Genomic DNA, 16,502 nt, shown 5'->3' on the forward strand with positions numbered 1-16,502 from the left:
CCGGGTAAGCGCAGCGTCACCCGGCAAAAAAGGCGGCCACAGGCATAACATCAGGCGTAGGGAATATTTGCCATGTGTTTATATCTTTCCGGCAGCGCGCTGTTCAGATTAAGCAATTTATCGATAATATAAAGCGCAGGCGTACCTTTTTCGCGCTCAGCATCAATCAATGCTGAACGTAACAGATTGGCAGCCGTTGTTATTTTCTGGAAATAAGCCTCAGACTCAGGCGTCTGTACTTCACCTGATGTGGCGTAACGCACCCGGGGCCAGTCCGCGAAGTCAAGCAGCGGAAGGAGCCCATCTTCTTTTGGCAGATGCGCCGCGAGCAGCGCCTCGGCGTTACCCGGCGCGCTCTGGGCGAAAGAGAGCAGATGCAGTCGATGAATAAAGGGTGACAGCGCTTCGGAATGTTCTTTTTCTGCTGACAGTATTTTAATTAAGTCATGTAAGCTTTCAGCGATATTATTTTTATGCGGCGCGATAATTTTCATGACCGGGAGTAAAACATCGAGTGTCATAGGTGCTCCATACAGGCAGAGTGATATTTATAATTTTAAAGGGATGATGACCTGATGGTATTTAACGTGATTACGTTTGAAAAACGATAAATAGTGAGCGTCAGTGTGAGTTTTACTCAACATCTTATTTACCCCATCACGCTATACTTACGACCAGAAACCGAACGTATCGAATGAGGACGGTATGTCTACCGACAACTTATCCAAAATGGGCGCTGCAAAGGTACGCCTTTTGACGGATCAACATGGCAATCAGATAATTGAAAAAAGCCCTGTTAGTGATGTTGAATACTGCTTTTATGAGCGTGCGGCGGAGTCACTCAAGAGGGCTGTTGAATCACCTCGACTGTTGCACTCAGATCCTCATCAACACGTCCTGAGGCTCGAGTACGTTCCGCATAAGATCTCCCAGGATGAGGTTACTGCTGACGAAATATTGAGACGACTTTCACGCCTTCACGATTATCCTGCCGACCCCGCATGGATTTATCACCCCCATAGCTGGCCTGAGTCATCGCTTGAAAGATCGCTGTCTCTTCTGGAATTACCCGTCCGCATTGAGCGGCAGTTGCGTTATTTTCACCAGGCGGGCAGCGTTTTGTTTAATCAGGAATGTTTGATTTCAGGTGATACGAATGCGGGTAACTGGGGCAGAAGAGAAAACGGCGATGTGATCCTTTTTGACTGGGAAAGGTTCGGCACGGGCAGTCCGGCTATCGACCTTGCTCCGCTGGTGAAAGGGATGGGTACAAGACAAAGCATTTTGCAGCTTGCCGAACGCTACTGTTTATTTACTGCTCATTCCCTTGCAGACAGGTTAGCCAGAGAAATCACTATCGCCAAAGCATGGATTGTCACTGAAGTCGTGTTATTACTGCACGAAAGGAAAAAGCCTGATCTGAATATCTACCTTAACTGGTACAGGGATCATCTTCCCGGCTGGCTGGATGAGTCCGTCACCCTTCTTTGAGGCCATTTTCAGCCTCCAGGCCGATAACTCAGGCAGCGTTTTGTTTCACAAATGCCGTAGCCCACAGTCTGTTCAGAATGGTATAACGCCTTGCGGCACTCGGGGTGCCGTCAGCTGACCCCATTCACAAAGGTGTATATGAAACAAATTACTTTCAGCGATCTGCAGCAACAGAGCGAGCAGGCCGCCAATTCCCCTCGCTTACGTGCGCATCGTAATTTACACCCTGAACTGAGCGACCCGGTTCAGCGCCTGGCCATTGCCATGGAGCCTGGCACCTATGTTCGCCCGCATCGCCACCCGCATACCTTTGAATTACTGACAGCGCTAAGTGGCCGCTTTCTGGTGCTGAATTTTGATGACAACGGTAACGTGACTCAACGCGTGGTGTTGGGTGACGCGTGCAAGGTGCTGGAGATGGAGGCGGGCACCTGGCATGCCGTGCTGTCACTGGATAAAGGTGGCGTTATTTTTGAGGTTAAACACGGCGGATATCAGCCTGTTGCCGGGCCTGATTTTGCCCCATGGGCACCTGCTGAAAACGCACCCGGCACCGAAAAGCTGATGCAATGGTACGCGCAGGCGCAAGTGGGTGATGGGGGTTTTACCCTGTAAGGGTTCTCATCTGTGCCCGGCACGCGATGAGGTGCGCCGGGAAATTTCAATCACAGGCTGATATTAATCCGCAAGATTGAGTCCTTGCAGAAAATCCTCAACCTGAGCAGGTGTTGCCGTATCGGCCTGGTAGAGAATATCGAGCGTGACGTTCTTCAACCCGCAGAAGCCAAATACGCCTTCGATGATCTGCGTCTGAATCGCCGTCGAATAGCCGTGTTTATCAAATCCGGTGAGATCGCTGCCGCCAGTGGCAATCAGGCGGACGGGAACATCCCTTAAGTTGCCCACAATCCGGCCGTCGTCGGCTACCTTATACGCCCAGTTCAGGGTTAATACGCGATCGAACCAGCCTTTCAACAGCGCGGGAACTGACCACCAGTACACCGGGAAGACAAACACCAGCATATCCGCTCGCTCAACGCGCTGCTGCTCGCGCAGAATATCGTCGGGGAGGGCGCCGGGTTCGCCATGATAAAAATCCAGATCGGCGCGCGACATGGCCGGATTAAAACCTTCGGCATGCAGGTCAGCCCTTTCAACCTGCGTGCCTTGTTCGCGAAGCTGTCCGGCAATGCGATCGGCCAGTGAATGAGACAGCGAGTTTTCGACAGGGTGAGCCGTCACGATCAGCGCATTTTTGATGACATCTTTAGCAGACATAGCAACCTCAGCAGGGAATGAATTGCTGTCTATATTACTATTGGTAACTTATGTGTCAATCTGCCTGCTACGATCATTTTGTGCTTTTCGCGTAGGTCTCCAGCACGCCGGACATGGCGCCGCTGAGCATATCTTCCGCAACATTTCGGGCGAGCGCACCGCTCCCTGCGGCAGCGCTGAGCGCGTCCGCAGCACCCAAAATGGCCGTCAGCACTGCTTCCCCCTGAACACCTTTTAGCACAACAAAAGGAGAAAGCGCGGTGCGCAGGCAGTCGGCACACTCAGCCACGCACGCTTCCCGGAATGTCTGCAGCGCGTGAGAACCGGACAGCGCCGCGGCAATGGGGCCGGTTTCGGGGCCGGCGGTTATGGCGCAATCGATATAGGCGGCGCTGAAAAAGCGAATCGTCTTTTCCAGCGTTTTGCTGTCTACCGCCAGCGTTTCACGGAATTTTTTCAACTGCCGATCGCTGTAATCCTGGTACAGCGCCATCAACAGCCCTTCGCGATCGCCAAAGTGGTCGTAGGGGATCGGTTTTGTCACGTTGGCCCGTTCCGCCAGGTAACCCAGCGTCAGTGCCTCCGTGCCTTGCTGGCGGACAATTCCACGCGCCACTTCCAGCAGCTGCACGCGGCGGTCCTCTTTTCTTAAGCGCTTAACAACCATGTTTTCCTCGGGTCAGTTAATTACTGAGGGTAGTTTACACGTTTTCAGCAGGGGGCTGCACGCCTTGTTCCGCAGGGCGGATCCGGAACCAGATTGCATACATCGCCGGCAGGAAGACGAGCGTAATGATGGTTCCCCCCAACGTTCCGCCGATCAGCGTCCAGGCCAGCGTTCCCCAGAACACCGAATGCGTCAGGGGAATGAACGCCAGCACGGCAGCCATCGCGGTCAGTAATACCGGGCGCGCTCGCTGGACCGTCGCCTCAACCACCGCCTGGAACGGATCGAGGCCTGCCTTTTGGTTATGGTCGATTTGCCCGATCAGAATCAGAGTATTGCGCATAAGAATGCCTGACAGGGCGATCAGGCCCACCAGGGCGTTGATGCCAAACGGCTGATTAAACATCAGCAGGGTTGGGACCACGCCAATCAATCCCAGCGGCGCGGTAAGAAACACCATTACCATCGCCGAGAGCGAACGCACCTGCAAAATGATGATCAGCAGCGTCAGGGCAATCATGATCGGGAACAGCGGGAGCATGGCCTGTGTGGCTTTACCCGACTCCTCAATCGACCCCGCCATGTCGATGCGGTACCCGGCTGGCAGCGCATCAACAATTGGCTGGAGCTGCTTCATGATGGCAACCGACACATCCGGTGGCTGAAGCGTGTCGGCGATATCGCCCCGCACGGTAATGGTCGGAGTGCGATCGCGACGGCGCAGGATCGGATCTTCCATGCCGATCTCAATCTTGCCGATTTGGGACAGCGGAACACGCTGTCCCGCATTGCCGACCAGGGTGAAACCCTCAATTTTTGCCGGATCAAGGCGGATATCTCCCGCGGCGCGGCCCATCACCTCTACCGAACGGATATCTTCCCGTACGGCGGTAACAGGCACACCGGACAACAGAAACTGAAGCTGGCGGGCGACGTCACTGGACGTTAATCCCGTCGCCTGCAGGCGGTTCTGGTCGAGGGTGAAATGTAATACGGGCACGCGCGAGCCCCAGTCACTGTTGACGGTTCGCATCATCGGGCTTGCCTCCAGCACGGCTTTCACCTTATCAGCAATGCCACGCACGGTCGCGACATCCGGCCCTGAAACGCGCCAGGCCACCGGGAAGGGCGAGTATGGGCCAAACACCAGCTGGGTTACCCGCACGCGGGCTTCCGGCGCAAGGCCGCTGGCGACCGCCTCCCGAAGCCTGAACTTGAGCGCCTCGCGTGAGGTCTCGCTGTCCGTGAGGATCACGACTTTGGCAAAAGACGGATCGGGTAGCTCGGGGGCCATCGCCAGATAAAAACGAGGTGAACCCTGTCCAATATAGGCGGTAACGATTTTGGCTTCCGGCTGTTTGCTTAGCCAGGCTTCAATTTTTGCGGTGGCGGCGCTGGTCTGCGCAATCGAGGTACCGTAGGGCATCTGGACTTCAACCAGCACTTCCGGGCGATCGGAGGTTGGGAAAAATTGTTTTTTTACGAGCCCCATACCGAGCACGGCGAGGATAAAAATGGCGACGACCGAGCCGGCCACCCACCATTTTCTGGCGATAACGCGGCCAAGCAGCAGGCGAAAACGATTATAGCGAGACGTGTTATAGATGGCGGCATGGCCACCTTCCACGACCGGAATGTTTGGCAGGATCTTCACGCCCAGATACGGCGTGAACACCACGGCGACAAACCAGGACGCAATCAGGGCGAGGCCGACAATCCAGAACATGTTGCTGGTGTATTCCCCGGCGGTCGACTGGGCAAAGCCGTTCGGCATAAAGCCAATGGCCGTCACCAGCGTACCCGCCAGCATGGGCGCGGCGGTGTGGCTCCAGGCGTAGGCGGAGGCTTTGATTCTGTCGTAACCTTCCTCCATCTTCACCACCATCATTTCGATGGCGATAATGGCGTCATCAACCAGCAGGCCAAGCGCGAGGATCAGAGAGCCCAGCGTGACGCGGTCAAAGTTTATTCCTGCGGCCTCCATTACCACGAAGACCACCGCCAGCGTGAGCGGGACCGCCGCTGCCACCACCACGCCCACGCGCCAGCCCATACTGACAAAACAGACCACCATCACCACCAGCAGGGCGACGAAGAATTTGATCATAAACTCGTCGACCGACGAGCGGATATTCACGGACTGATCGGTGACTTTGGTCAGGGTCATGCCGAGCGGCAGGCCAGCATTAATTTTCGCCGCTTCTGCATCCAGCGCTTTACCCAGCGTCAGACCGTTCCAGCCTTCACGCATCACAATGCCCAGCAGAAGGGCGGGCTCATGCTGATTACGGATCAGCATCGTCGGGGGATCTTCGTAGCCCCGTTCAACCGTGGCCACATCGGACAGCTTGAGGGTCTTGCCCTGAGCCACAAAGGGGGTATCGCGGATCTTTTGCAATTCGTCGAAAGCACCGTCGAGGCGAATAAAAATCTGCGCGCCCCGGGTCTCAATGGAGCCAGCAGCGGCCAGGGCGTTCTGGCTGTTGAGCGCAGTGAAGATATCCTGGGTTGAGAGCCCCATCGTCGCCAGACGGTCATGCGAGAAGGAGATGTAAATCCGCTCAGCCTGTTCACCGATAATGTTCACCTTCTTCACGCCCGGGACGTGCAGGAGCTGCTGGCGCAGTCCTTCGGCATCACGTACCAGTTGCCGCTGCGGTTCGCCTTTCGCTTTCAGGGCAAAAAGGGCAAAGGTGACATCCGAGAATTCGTCATTGATCATCGGCCCGATGACGCCGGACGGGAGACGCCGGGTTTCGTCTCCCAGCTTCTTCCGCGCCTGGTAGAACTCGTCCTGCACCTCAGCGGGCGGCGTTTTGTCCTGCAATGACAACGTGATAAAGGCCATGCCGGGCCGGGTATAGGTTTCCGTGCGGTCATACCATTTGAGTTCCTGCAGGCGCTTTTCCAGCGGTTCGGCAACCTGATCCTGGATTTCCTGCGCGGTCGCACCCGGCCAGACGGTAATCACCGTCATCTGCTTCACCGTGAAAGGCGGATCTTCTGCGCGTCCAAGGCCAAAAAAGGCGTAAATACCGGCAATTGTTACGAGAACGATCAGAAACAGCGTGACTGAACGCTCGCGAACGGCGAGCGCTGACAGGTTGAAGCGGTTTTCGCTCATGGCGTGGTCTCCGCGAGGCCGGCATGACGTTGTTCGGCCAGCCTGACGGTCTCACCTTCATGCAGAAGATGGGCACCCAGCGCAACAATCTTCTCCCCGGGCTTCACGCCTCCCGTGACCTGCGCGGCATCGTCCCCCACGCTCTGCACCGTAACGGGCGTCCAGGTGACTTTTGCTGACCGATCGGAAATGCGCCAGACGCCGGGGCCGTTACCTGCATCGTAGAGGGAGGCCAGCGGAACCTGCATCACCTGGCCCTGCGCCTGGCGCTCGGCGAGCTGGAGCGTGACGGTTGCTCCCAGCGGCGCGTTTGCCAGGGTGCCTTCCAGGACATAGCGTGCTTCATAGGTGCGGGTGGTGGCGTCTGCGGAATCAGACAGCAGGCGCAGTGTTGCGCTGACCGGGTGTTTTTCATTGCCATACAGCGTGGCCTGCGCGGCGCTGCCGACGGCAGGACGCAGGGTCTCCGGGAACTGTACAAGCGCTTCGCGCTGTCCCGCTCTGGCAAGCCGGATCACCACCTGACCGGCGCTGACCACCTGACCCGGTTCGGCGAGGGTCTCCATCACCACGCCGTCTGAATCCGCCAGCAGTACGGCATAACCCGTGGCGTTTTGCGCCACGCTGGCCTGCGCCCGGGCAGCGCTGAGCTCAGCTCTGGCCGTATCCGCAGCGGCTTTGATCTGGTCATACTCCGCGGCGGACACGGCGCCAGAAGCCACAAGACCGCGATAGCGCGCCTCATCGCTGGACGCTTTCCGGGCGCGCGCCTGGGCGGCGTCCACCGCGCGCTGCTGTGCCTGGGCCTGTAATTTCAGATCCACCGGGTCAAGGCGCAGCAACGGCTGACCCTGTTTGACGGTCTGCCCGGTATCCACCAGACGTTCGAGGATTTTTCCCTGCACCCTGAAACCCAAATCGCTTTGCGTTCTCGCGACCACCACGCCCGTGAAGGCGCGGGCTGTGTCGCTGGCAAGTGCGACAGAGGCGGATCTGACAAGCGGCGGCTGAGTGCGCGGATCGTCACTCGAAGACGTATCGCCGCATGCCACCAGGGCGAACGGCAGGAGACAAACGGCAACGCGGGCTGAAGTGAGCCTGAGCATGGGAAACCTTTTAGACGTAACAGAACGGTATCCGCATTCTCTGACTAGTGACCAATATTGTCAATGGTCACAAATCAGGGGGCCAGGCTTCGTAAAATCAGTGAAGAGAGCAGCACTGCCGCAGTTGGGGCCGTTTCGAGGTTGTACTGCAGCTGTACCGGATTGATGTAAGGACACATCACCATGTGGATGGCCTGGGTGACCTCGTCCAGCGGCGTTTTTCTCTCGAACTCACCGTCCTGCCTGCCTTCGATGATGATGCTCTCAATCAGCTTCATCAGGCTTTCTGCATACCGTTCCGTTGAGGGCCACTGTTCGCGTGCGGCGACGGCGGCAATGTCGTAAAGCTTACGATCGTGGAAGAACAGCTCGCTGCCTGCTTCAGTTAGCGCTTTGAAAAGACGGCGCAGTTTTTCGCTGGCTGAGGGCGCGTCCTCGATGGCGGAAAGCACGGCCGCCATGATCAGTTCCAGGCGGTTAGCGCAGATCACTTCGCCAATTGCCTGTTTGGACTCAAAAAATTTATAAATGTAGGACTTAGAAAAACCGATAGATTTGGCCAGCTCGGCCACGGTGGTTTTTTCATAGCCGTAGTGGCCGAAGTGCTCAAAAGCCGCTTCGACGATTTGCTCTCTGACAGTGTGGTCAAGTGGACCACGTGATGATGGGGTAGGCATATTTTTAGTCATTATTTAAGCTTAGCGTGACAGGTTACGATTAACAACGAGTGACCATTTTGTATTTTGGTTACCTGTGTTTTCGTACCAGGTCATTCAGACGGGACGATGACCCGGTGAGGGGTAGTGTATCACCGTTTTTTGGCGTTATTGTTTTTTAAGCCAGTCGAGAAAAAACTGACTGAACGCTGTGACCTGAAGCGGCTGCAGGGTGCGCTGCGGGTAGACAAACTGCAGCCCGACGTCTTTGCGGTCGTATCGGCTAAAGCCGGTGAAGCTGTCGGCAAACAGCACCGTGAGTCTCCCTGTCTCAACGTCGTCTTTGACGTCCCACCACGATTTCCCCGCGATGCCCGCCCCGCTGAGTGCCCACTGACGAAGCAGCGCGCCGTCGTCACACACCATGGCAGGATCGACGCGAACGACCGTTTCCTTGCCCTCTGTCTCAAAGCGCCATTCGTTCATCACCACCCCCTGCGACTCAAGCGCCAGGCACCGGTGATGGGCTAACTCCGCAAACGTGGCCGGGACACCATGGGCGGTAAGATAGGCCCGGGAGGCGACCAGTACCCGATGATTGGGGCGAATATTTTTGACGACAAGGCTGCTGTCCGGGAGGTTGCCGAAGCGCACGCTCATATCGAGCCGGTTAGCGACCAGGTCCTCAACGTGCTCTCTTAACGAGATGAAAAATTTCACGTCGGGATGGTGGCGGGAAAACTCAACCACGGCGGGGCTAAGGTACTGCCTGCCAAAGTCAGAGGGGGCAGAAAGGCGAATATTACCGCTGAGCACACCTTCTTTTTGCGTCAGTAACGACTCGGCATGTTGAACCTCTTCCAGCACGCGCAGCGCGGCATGGTAAAACTCTTCGCCAGCACGGGTCAGGGTGATGGACCGCGTTGAGCGATGGAACAGGCGGGTCTGGTAGCGCTCTTCAATTGCCTTCAGCCTGGCCGTCATGGTGGCAGGGGAAAGCGACAGGCGTCGTCCGGCAGCGGAAAGGCCACCGGCCTCAGCGACTTCAACCAGCAGGGCCATGTCTTCGAGTTTTCCCATTATTCATCTTTTCCGAAAAGTGCATCTGATTTTAGCGTAATTATCAAAAGCAGATGCTGTCTGTAAAGTGGTTTCATCCAAAGCATAAGGGATGAAACATGAAACAGACCTCACTTTTTGAACGCTACAGGTTAGGTCCGCAGGACCTGAAAAATCGTATCGTCATGGCGCCGATGACCCGCGCACGTTCCCTTCAGCCGGGGAATATTCCCTCTGCACTGATGGCGGAATATTACCGGCAGCGGGCCAGCGCGGGCTTAATCATCACCGAAGCCACGCAGATCTCGCCTCAGGGTCAGGGATACTCCTGGACGCCCGGCATTCATACGCCGGAGCAGGTTTCAGGATGGCAACTCATCACGGGCGCCGTGCATCAGGCGGGCGGACTCATTTTTTCTCAGCTCTGGCACGTCGGGCGAATGTCCCACGCCAGTTTTCATCAGGACGGCCAGCCCGTCGCCCCGTCAGCGCTGGCGCCAGACGCGCAGGTATGGGTGGTGAATGAAAAGGGTGAAGGCCAAATGGTGGACTGCCCGCAACCGCGAGCGCTTTCGCGCAAGGACATTCGCAGCATCGTCGCGGACTATCGCCAGGCCGCGCTGAATGCCGTTCAGGCCGGATTTGATGGCGTGGAGGTTCACGGCGGTAACGGTTATTTAATCGACCAGTTCCTGCGCCAGACATCCAATATACGCACGGATGAGTACGGCGGCACGCTGGCGAATCGGATCCGCTTTGCTCAGGAAGTGTTAAGCGCCATTGCTGAGGCCATTGGTCACGAGCGAACGGGCATTCGTCTTTCGCCGTTTATCACCCAGCGCGGGATGAACGACCCGCAGGTCTCTGAAGCCATACTCGCGCTTGCGGCCTGGTGCGAACAACAAGGGATCGCGTTTATCCACCTGGCGGAAGCCGACTGGGACGATGCGCCGCAGATCCCCGAACAATTCCGTCAGTCACTTCGCGAGACCTTTAGCGGGACGCTGATCGTCGCGGGTAACTATGACCTTGCAAAAGCCGAAAAAATACTTGCTGCGGGCTATGCCGATTTAATTGCCTTCGGACGACCGTTTATTGCCAACCCGGATTTACCCCACCGGCTGGCGCACCGGTTACCGCTGGCAGAGGTGCGGGATCCCGCCACGCTGTTTGGTGGTGCCGGGACGGGATATACCGATTACCCACAATACAGGGTTAGCAAGTAACGTAAAAATGGTGAGAAAGAATATGAACGCTTTGAAAACTTTTCGTCCCGCCCTCGCGGCGCTTATTTTTGTTGGACTGTCGGGTGCCGCGTATTCGGCGCAGTCAGAATGGGTGAAACCACAGCAGCTTATTGTGGATAAGAGCCTGTCCCGGACGCAATTGACAACGAATGAAGCCGTTGCCAGAGAATATGCCACGTTCTGGAACACCGGAGAAGAATCCCTGGCGCGTGATGCTCTGGCAGCGAATTTTATTGATAAAACGCCGCCGGAAGGTCGTAAGCAGGGGCCGGAGGGCGCTATTTTAGCCTCGCGTGTGTTTCGCACGGCCGTGCCGGATTTACGCTGTGAGGTTGAGCAGATGATTATTTCCGGCGACCGCGTGGTCTCCCATTTGCATTTTTACGGCACATTCACCGGGACATTTGGCAAGCTGAAGGGGAAGGGGCAAAAAATAGATTTTATCGCCACGGATATCTATGAAATCCGCGAAGGTAAAATTGCCGCTAACTGGCATATTGAAGACAACCTGACGCTGATGAAACAGCTGGGCGCACTGTAATTCAACACTCCGGGGCAGCCCGGAGTGATGCGAAATCCTATAATCCCAGATCGCTCAGCGAGGGGTGATCGTCCGGGCGTCTGCCCAGCGGCCAGTGGAACAGCCGCTCTGATTCTTGTATCGGCATATCGTTTACGCAGGCAAAACGACGCTTCATCAGTCCGTCCGGTGCGAACTCCCAGTTTTCATTGCCGTACGAGCGGAACCAGTTGCCGGAATCATCATGCCATTCATAGGCATAGCGAACGGCGATGCGGTTATCCGTAAAAGCCCACAGCTCCTTAATCAGACGATAATCCAGCTCTTTTTTCCATTTCCGCGCCAGGAATGCCTGCGCCTCTTCACGGTTGTTGGTGGCGAACTCAGCGCGGTTGCGCCATTGGGTATCCAGCGTATAGGCCAGCGCGACTTTCGCCGGGTCGCGGCTGTTCCAGCCATCTTCTGCCAGTCTGACTTTTTCTGTCGCACTTTCACGGGTAAAGGGCGGTAAGGGAGGGCGTGTGTTCATGGCGATTACCTCAGTGAGTTATATGTAGACAGATCTGTCTACTTGCGGTAATCTATGCCTGTAAAATAACGCTGTCAACCCCCTTATGAGGCTGTGGAAAAATGAAAGCAGAAGCTGCAGGAAACGATAAAAAAATCAGCGTCAGGGATAAAATAATACTAACGGCGCACGATCTGTTTTATTCCACGGGCTTTAAAGCAACCGGCGTGGATACGCTTATCAAGCAGGCGAAAGTCACCAAGGTGACGTTTTATCGTCACTTTCCGAGTAAAAGTTTACTTATCCTTGCCTATTTGCAGTATCGGCATGAAATATGGATTGACTGGTTTGAAACCACGCTGCGCCGACATCTCGATGAAGGCGAAAAACCTGCTGATGCGATTTCTGCAACGCTATATGAATGGTTTGTTTCACCCGAGTTCCACGGCTGTGCGTTTATTAATGCCAGCGCGGAAGCCAAATCCGAAGATATTGAAAGCGAAATAAAAGCGATATGTCGCGATCATAAAATCGAAACAAAGAATATTATTGCGTCACTGACGAAGATCGCTGATGAGCACGTCGTCAATGAAATCATGCTGCTCATTGACGGTGCCATTATTCATGCGCAGATGGGCATGGGGACGGATGAGGTCATCACGTCGTTGAAGCGGGCGTTGGCAGGCTTACCAGGTGGCAAATGATGCTTAGAATTCGACAGGCCACCGTGGCCGATTCAACACTGTTAAGCGAGCTGGGATACCGCATTTATCCCGCCCATTTTCAGCATTTGTGGGTGTCAGGCGCAGAAATGAAGGATTTTCTGGACGCCGAGTACGCCCCTTCCGTCGTCGAGCAGAGCCTGACTGAGAGCCCTGTTTCCTGGTTTGTAGCCGAAACCGATCGCCCCGTGGGGTTCATGAAAGCGACCTGGGAGGCCACGATCCCAGAAACGGATAAACAGGGCGTGCTCCTTAACAAGCTCTACCTTGATCCTGCTGAAACCGGCAAGAACTATGGTCAGTTCATGTTCAACACCATTATCGACCTGGCCCGGAACAGGGGGAAAAACTATCTCTGGCTGGAGGTGCTTGAGCAGAATGCGGGCGCGTACCGGTTTTACCAAAAGCAGGGCATGCTCTGCATTAAGAACGTTCTTTTCGAAACCGCTTCTCAGCAGAGCATACTCAGAATTATGGGGATGTCTCTTTAGCACACGCATGCTCGTCCCGCTGTGCCAGCGACAGCGCGCTGGCGCTGGCGGGATCGAACAACGACAGGCTCTCAATCTGATTGAGTAAAATCACTTTGCGGAATGACATGGCGCTGCGGGGTTCCGAGTCGAGCGTGATGTCATGCTCCGCATACCACCTGCTGTAATTATTCTCGATGCGCAGGTTCATTGTCTTCGCGTCCCGGTACCCGCTCAACATCGGGATCAGCACGATGTTGGCCGTTTTTTCATATTCCAGCGTCGCGGTGTGGATCATCCCCACGTATATCCGCCTCGACCGCAGCGTGACCTGCGCCAGCTCGCCTTGCTCCATACACTGATAGAGCAATTGTTCGATCCCACTCGCCTGCGCAAGCCGTTTGTAGAGCTTTTTCCGGCTCTCGCCGTCCAGTCTGGCGCTGCCTGCCCAGTTAGAGCGGTAGAGGCAAAACAGGATGGCGAAGGCCAGCATCACCACCACCGGCGCCTGAATGCCTAAAAAACTCCAGTTCATAAAGTCGATTTGCCAGTCGGTGTATTTCGGAGAGGCAAAGTGAAAAGCGTTGTTGGCGGCGGAGAGGGCGAGCAGCAGCAGCCAGAGCAGCCCCGTGGCAATCACGCCTTGCAGAACGAAAATAGAGCCATAAAGCGCAACCAGAAAATAGACATCCCAGCCAAAGGAGCGTTTGATCTTAAAGCGGGTCGACAGGTCGCGGCTGGTGTACCAGTACCCGCAGACCATCAGCACCATAAATATCGCCGTTCCCATATCAGGCCCTCTTCAGCGCGTTGACGTGACGCAGAAAGTCCTGCCGCACCTCGTTGCTCTTGTAGTTCACCGAGGCGTTCCCGTCCTGGTCGATGATGATGCGATCGCCATCTTCGACAGCTTCAATAATTTCCTGCTGACTCATGACCTGAAGTAAGGATTCGGGGCTGGAGAAAAGTGAGAGAAAGAAGCGTTTCATGTCAGGCATCCTTATGAATTAAAAAGAATAAGCCTGGAAGATGGCCGGTGAGTTTGCCTTAAGGATTTCCTGAAAGTGAAAGCCGGATGGCGGCTACGTCTCACCCGGCCTACAAAGCTCTCAATTGAATGAAGGTTCATCTCATTGAAAGTATTAGAAAATAAAAAATAAATTTGCACAAACTTGGACAAATAACGTTAATTGTGTAAGTTTTAATTATGCGATTACGCCACGTTGTTTACAGCCAGGATGTGACCCATGAGCACTTTGCCCTCTGTCGTGAGTCGGTTTGTTGAGTACTACGCCGCACTGGATAGCCAGCCGCCCTCGGCGCTGGTGGGGCTTTATCACTCAAATGCGACGCTTATCGATCCCTTTGGCGAGCATGACGGGCTTTTCGCGCTTCAGCGCTACTTCACCCATCTGCTGGCCAACGTTGAGCATTGCCGCTTTACCATCGATGACCCACTGTGCGGCGAAAACCGGTTTGTGGTCACCTGGGTGATGCACTGGTCGCACCCGCGCATTGCCGGAGGAGAGCCGCTCGAACTGCCGGGGTGCTCAGTGGTGGAGACGGAAAACGATCTCATCACGCGCCAGCGGGATTACTACGATGCGGGAGAGATGATCTACGAACATCTTCCTCTGCTGGGCTGGGCGGTTCGCGGCGTCAAGCGCAGGGTGAAATCATGAAGACGGTGCTGATTACCGGCGCCAGCTCGGGCATAGGGGCTGGGCTTGCGAAATCCTTTGCCGCTGACGGCTACCACGTGATTGCCTGCGGACGCGATCCGGCGCGCCTGGAAGCGCTGCATCAGACCTGCCCCAATCTCACCGTTCGCCTGTTCGATATGACAGACAGGGACGCCTGTCGCCAGGCCCTCTCCGGTAGCTATGCCGATCTGGTTATTCTTTGCGCCGGTACCTGCGAATACCTCGACGGTGGCGTGGTGGATGCGGCCCTGGTGGAGCGGGTGATGGCAACCAATTTCCTTGGCCCGGTGAACTGCCTTGAGGCACTACAGCCGCAGCTGGTTGCCGGCAACCGCGTGGTGCTGGTGAGCTCAATGGCCCACTGGCTGCCTTTTCCCCGTGCCGAGGCCTATGGCGCCTCCAAAGCGGCGTTGAGCTGGTTTGCCGAGAGCCTGCGCCTGGACTGGGAGCCAAAAGGGATTGCCGTCACGGTTGTCTCGCCAGGCTTTGTTGATACGCCGCTGACGCGGAAAAACGATTTTGCCATGCCCGGCAGGGTGAGCGTTGACGAAGCGGTGAAGGCGATCCGTATCGGGCTGGCGGCAGGAAAAATGCATATCGCGTTTCCTGTCGGTTTTGGCCTCATTTTGCGGCTGCTCGCCGGGCTGCCTGCTTTTCTTCAGCGCACGCTGCTGCGCAGGATGGTGCGTTCATGAAGATTGCGATTATTGGCAGCGGCATTGCCGGGCTGACCTGCGCCTGGCGGCTGGCCGGACATCATCAGGTCACCCTGTTTGAAGCGGGAGCCGTGCCAGGAGGCCATACCGCAACCGTGGATGTGGCAACGCCTCAGGGCACCTGGGCCATCGATACCGGGTTTATCGTCTACAACGACCGCACCTATCCGCGCTTTATGGGCCTGCTCAGCGAGCTGGGCATCAGCGGGCAAAAAACGCAGATGAGCTTCTCGGTACACAATCCTGCGACCGGGCTTGAGTACAACGGCCATACCCTGACCTCGCTGTTTGCCCAGCGTCGAAACCTGGTGAATCCGAGATTCTGGCGGCTGCTGGGCGAGATCGTTCGCTTTAACCGTCTGGCGAAAGCGGCGCTGGAGGGCGAGGGGGATCCCAACGCTACGCTGCAGACGTTTCTGGACCAGCACGCTTTCACGGCGTTTTTTGCGCGCCACTATATTCTGCCGATGGGGGCCGCCATCTGGTCATCGTCGCTGCAGGAGATGAAGCGTTTCCCGCTGCCGCTCTTTTTACGTTTCTTCCAAAACCACGGGCTGCTGGATATCACCCATCGCCCGCAGTGGTACGTCGTCCCGGGGGGCTCGCGGGAGTATATCCGCGCCATGCTGGAAAAACGGGGTGACCGTCTGACGCTGCACCTGAACGCGCCGGTGCAGCGCGTGAGCCGCCATGAGCGCGGGGTCACTCTCCAGCTCGAAAACGGTAGCCATACCTTCGACCAGGTGATATTTGCCTGCCACTCTGCCCAGGCGCTGGCCATGCTTGACGACCCGACGCAGGCGGAGCGCGAGGTGCTGGGCGATATCGGCTGGCAGCGCAACGAGGTGGTATTACACAGCGACCCGCGCTGGCTGCCGGTGCGCAAGCGCGCGTGGGCCAGCTGGAACTACCGTCTCAGCGAGCAGGAGCAGGCCAGCGCCTGCGTCACCTACAACATGAACATCCTGCAGGGGCTGCCTGCGGACAGCCCGCTGTTCTGCGTCACCCTCAACCCGGAAAGGCCGGTGGACGAACGTTTCGTCTGGCAGCGTTTTGTGTATGAACATCCGCTGTTTAACCCGCAAAGCTGGCGGGCGCAGGCGCGCCGCGCAGAGATCAACGGTCAGCGGCGAAGCTGGTTCTGCGGGGCTTACTGGTACAACGGTTTTCATGAAGACGGTGTGCGCAGCGCGCTGGACGTGGTCAATGCGATAGCGGCCGGAGAGGGGAACTGA

The 16,502-nt window shown here is 56.3% G+C and carries 19 protein-coding genes; 9 read left to right on the forward strand and 10 right to left on the reverse strand.

The window, feature by feature from the left end:
* Positions 1-50 precede the first annotated feature (50 nt).
* Positions 51-521: a hypothetical protein gene (locus C5687_RS13950; protein ID WP_104557144.1), complete on the reverse strand. Its 471-nt coding sequence runs from the start codon at positions 519-521 to the stop codon at positions 51-53.
* A 184-nt stretch (positions 522-705) separates the two neighbouring features.
* Between C5687_RS13950 and C5687_RS13955 the strand changes: the two genes are divergently transcribed.
* Both C5687_RS13955 and C5687_RS13960 read left to right on the forward strand, forming a co-directional pair.
* A complete protein-coding gene (locus C5687_RS13955) occupies positions 706-1,491 on the forward strand; it encodes a phosphotransferase family protein (protein WP_104557145.1) in 786 nt (261 codons plus the stop codon).
* A 138-nt stretch (positions 1,492-1,629) separates the two neighbouring features.
* On the forward strand, positions 1,630-2,106 hold the full coding sequence (locus C5687_RS13960) for a WbuC family cupin fold metalloprotein (protein ID WP_094917483.1): 477 nt from the start codon (positions 1,630-1,632) through the stop codon (positions 2,104-2,106).
* A gap of 63 nt (positions 2,107-2,169) precedes the next feature.
* Here C5687_RS13960 and C5687_RS13965 read toward each other — a convergent pair whose 3' ends face one another.
* The 6 genes from C5687_RS13965 to C5687_RS13990 form a co-directional block, all read right to left on the reverse strand.
* Positions 2,170-2,769, reverse strand: a complete 600-nt coding sequence (locus C5687_RS13965; protein WP_104557146.1) for an NAD(P)H-dependent oxidoreductase — start codon at positions 2,767-2,769, stop codon at positions 2,170-2,172.
* Between the two features lie 73 nt (positions 2,770-2,842).
* Positions 2,843-3,436, reverse strand: coding sequence for a TetR/AcrR family transcriptional regulator (locus C5687_RS13970; protein ID WP_045284311.1), 594 nt, complete (start codon positions 3,434-3,436; stop codon positions 2,843-2,845).
* A 34-nt stretch (positions 3,437-3,470) separates the two neighbouring features.
* Positions 3,471-6,560 (reverse strand): efflux RND transporter permease subunit, encoded by a 3,090-nt coding sequence (locus C5687_RS13975; RefSeq protein ID WP_104557147.1) that lies wholly within the window; start codon positions 6,558-6,560, stop codon positions 3,471-3,473.
* Positions 6,557-7,666 carry an efflux RND transporter periplasmic adaptor subunit gene (locus tag C5687_RS13980; protein ID WP_104557148.1) on the reverse strand — a complete coding sequence of 370 codons (1,110 nt, stop codon included), beginning with the start codon at positions 7,664-7,666 and terminating at the stop codon, positions 6,557-6,559. Before C5687_RS13980 ends, C5687_RS13975 begins: the two co-directional genes overlap by 4 nt.
* A 74-nt stretch (positions 7,667-7,740) precedes the next feature.
* Positions 7,741-8,355, reverse strand: coding sequence for a TetR/AcrR family transcriptional regulator (locus C5687_RS13985; protein ID WP_095451367.1), 615 nt, complete (start codon positions 8,353-8,355; stop codon positions 7,741-7,743).
* A 135-nt stretch (positions 8,356-8,490) separates the two neighbouring features.
* Positions 8,491-9,402, reverse strand: coding sequence for a LysR family transcriptional regulator (locus C5687_RS13990; RefSeq protein ID WP_095440722.1), 912 nt, complete (start codon positions 9,400-9,402; stop codon positions 8,491-8,493).
* Positions 9,403-9,500: 98 nt separating this feature from the next.
* Between C5687_RS13990 and C5687_RS13995 the strand changes: the two genes are divergently transcribed.
* Positions 9,501-10,607 (forward strand): alkene reductase, encoded by a 1,107-nt coding sequence (locus C5687_RS13995; RefSeq protein WP_104557149.1) that lies wholly within the window; start codon positions 9,501-9,503, stop codon positions 10,605-10,607.
* Between the two features lie 22 nt (positions 10,608-10,629).
* Positions 10,630-11,169, forward strand: a complete 540-nt coding sequence (locus C5687_RS14000; RefSeq protein ID WP_238380481.1) for an ester cyclase — start codon at positions 10,630-10,632, stop codon at positions 11,167-11,169.
* A gap of 37 nt (positions 11,170-11,206) precedes the next feature.
* Here the strand turns inward: C5687_RS14000 and C5687_RS14005 are convergent, their stop codons facing one another.
* Positions 11,207-11,677 carry a nuclear transport factor 2 family protein gene (locus tag C5687_RS14005; RefSeq protein WP_104557151.1) on the reverse strand — a complete coding sequence of 157 codons (471 nt, stop codon included), beginning with the start codon at positions 11,675-11,677 and terminating at the stop codon, positions 11,207-11,209.
* Between the two features lie 101 nt (positions 11,678-11,778).
* On the opposite strand from C5687_RS14005, the gene C5687_RS14010 reads away from it, so the two are divergent.
* The gene (locus C5687_RS14010; RefSeq protein WP_104557152.1) at positions 11,779-12,360 is read left to right on the forward strand and encodes a TetR/AcrR family transcriptional regulator; all 582 of its coding nucleotides are present in this window, start codon (positions 11,779-11,781) and stop codon (positions 12,358-12,360) included.
* Complete coding sequence (locus tag C5687_RS14015) at positions 12,357-12,869, forward strand: GNAT family N-acetyltransferase (RefSeq protein WP_104557153.1); 513 nt, start codon at positions 12,357-12,359, stop codon at positions 12,867-12,869. Before C5687_RS14010 ends, C5687_RS14015 begins: the two co-directional genes overlap by 4 nt.
* Here the strand turns inward: C5687_RS14015 and C5687_RS14020 are convergent.
* Together C5687_RS14020 and C5687_RS14025 are read right to left on the reverse strand one after the other, a co-directional pair.
* Complete coding sequence (locus C5687_RS14020) at positions 12,850-13,638, reverse strand: hypothetical protein (RefSeq protein WP_025757931.1); 789 nt, start codon at positions 13,636-13,638, stop codon at positions 12,850-12,852. The genes C5687_RS14015 and C5687_RS14020 overlap by 20 nt on opposite strands.
* Position 13,639: 1 nt before the next feature.
* Complete coding sequence (locus C5687_RS14025; RefSeq protein ID WP_008502331.1) at positions 13,640-13,837, reverse strand: hypothetical protein; 198 nt, start codon at positions 13,835-13,837, stop codon at positions 13,640-13,642.
* 258 nt (positions 13,838-14,095) lie between these two features.
* Here C5687_RS14025 and C5687_RS14030 point away from each other — a divergent pair, with 258 nt between their 5' ends.
* The 3 genes from C5687_RS14030 to C5687_RS14040 are packed head-to-tail and all read left to right on the forward strand — an operon-like array spanning position 14,096 to position 16,502.
* On the forward strand, positions 14,096-14,530 hold the full coding sequence (locus C5687_RS14030) for a nuclear transport factor 2 family protein (RefSeq protein ID WP_025757930.1): 435 nt from the start codon (positions 14,096-14,098) through the stop codon (positions 14,528-14,530).
* On the forward strand, positions 14,527-15,246 hold the full coding sequence (locus C5687_RS14035; protein WP_104557154.1) for an SDR family NAD(P)-dependent oxidoreductase: 720 nt from the start codon (positions 14,527-14,529) through the stop codon (positions 15,244-15,246). Before C5687_RS14030 ends, C5687_RS14035 begins: the two co-directional genes overlap by 4 nt.
* Positions 15,243-16,502, forward strand: a complete 1,260-nt coding sequence (locus C5687_RS14040) for an NAD(P)/FAD-dependent oxidoreductase (protein WP_095451361.1) — start codon at positions 15,243-15,245, stop codon at positions 16,500-16,502. The genes C5687_RS14035 and C5687_RS14040 overlap by 4 nt, the downstream gene beginning before the upstream one ends.

Source organism: Enterobacter sichuanensis, from assembly GCF_002939185.1.
GTDB lineage: Bacteria > Pseudomonadota > Gammaproteobacteria > Enterobacterales > Enterobacteriaceae > Enterobacter > Enterobacter sichuanensis.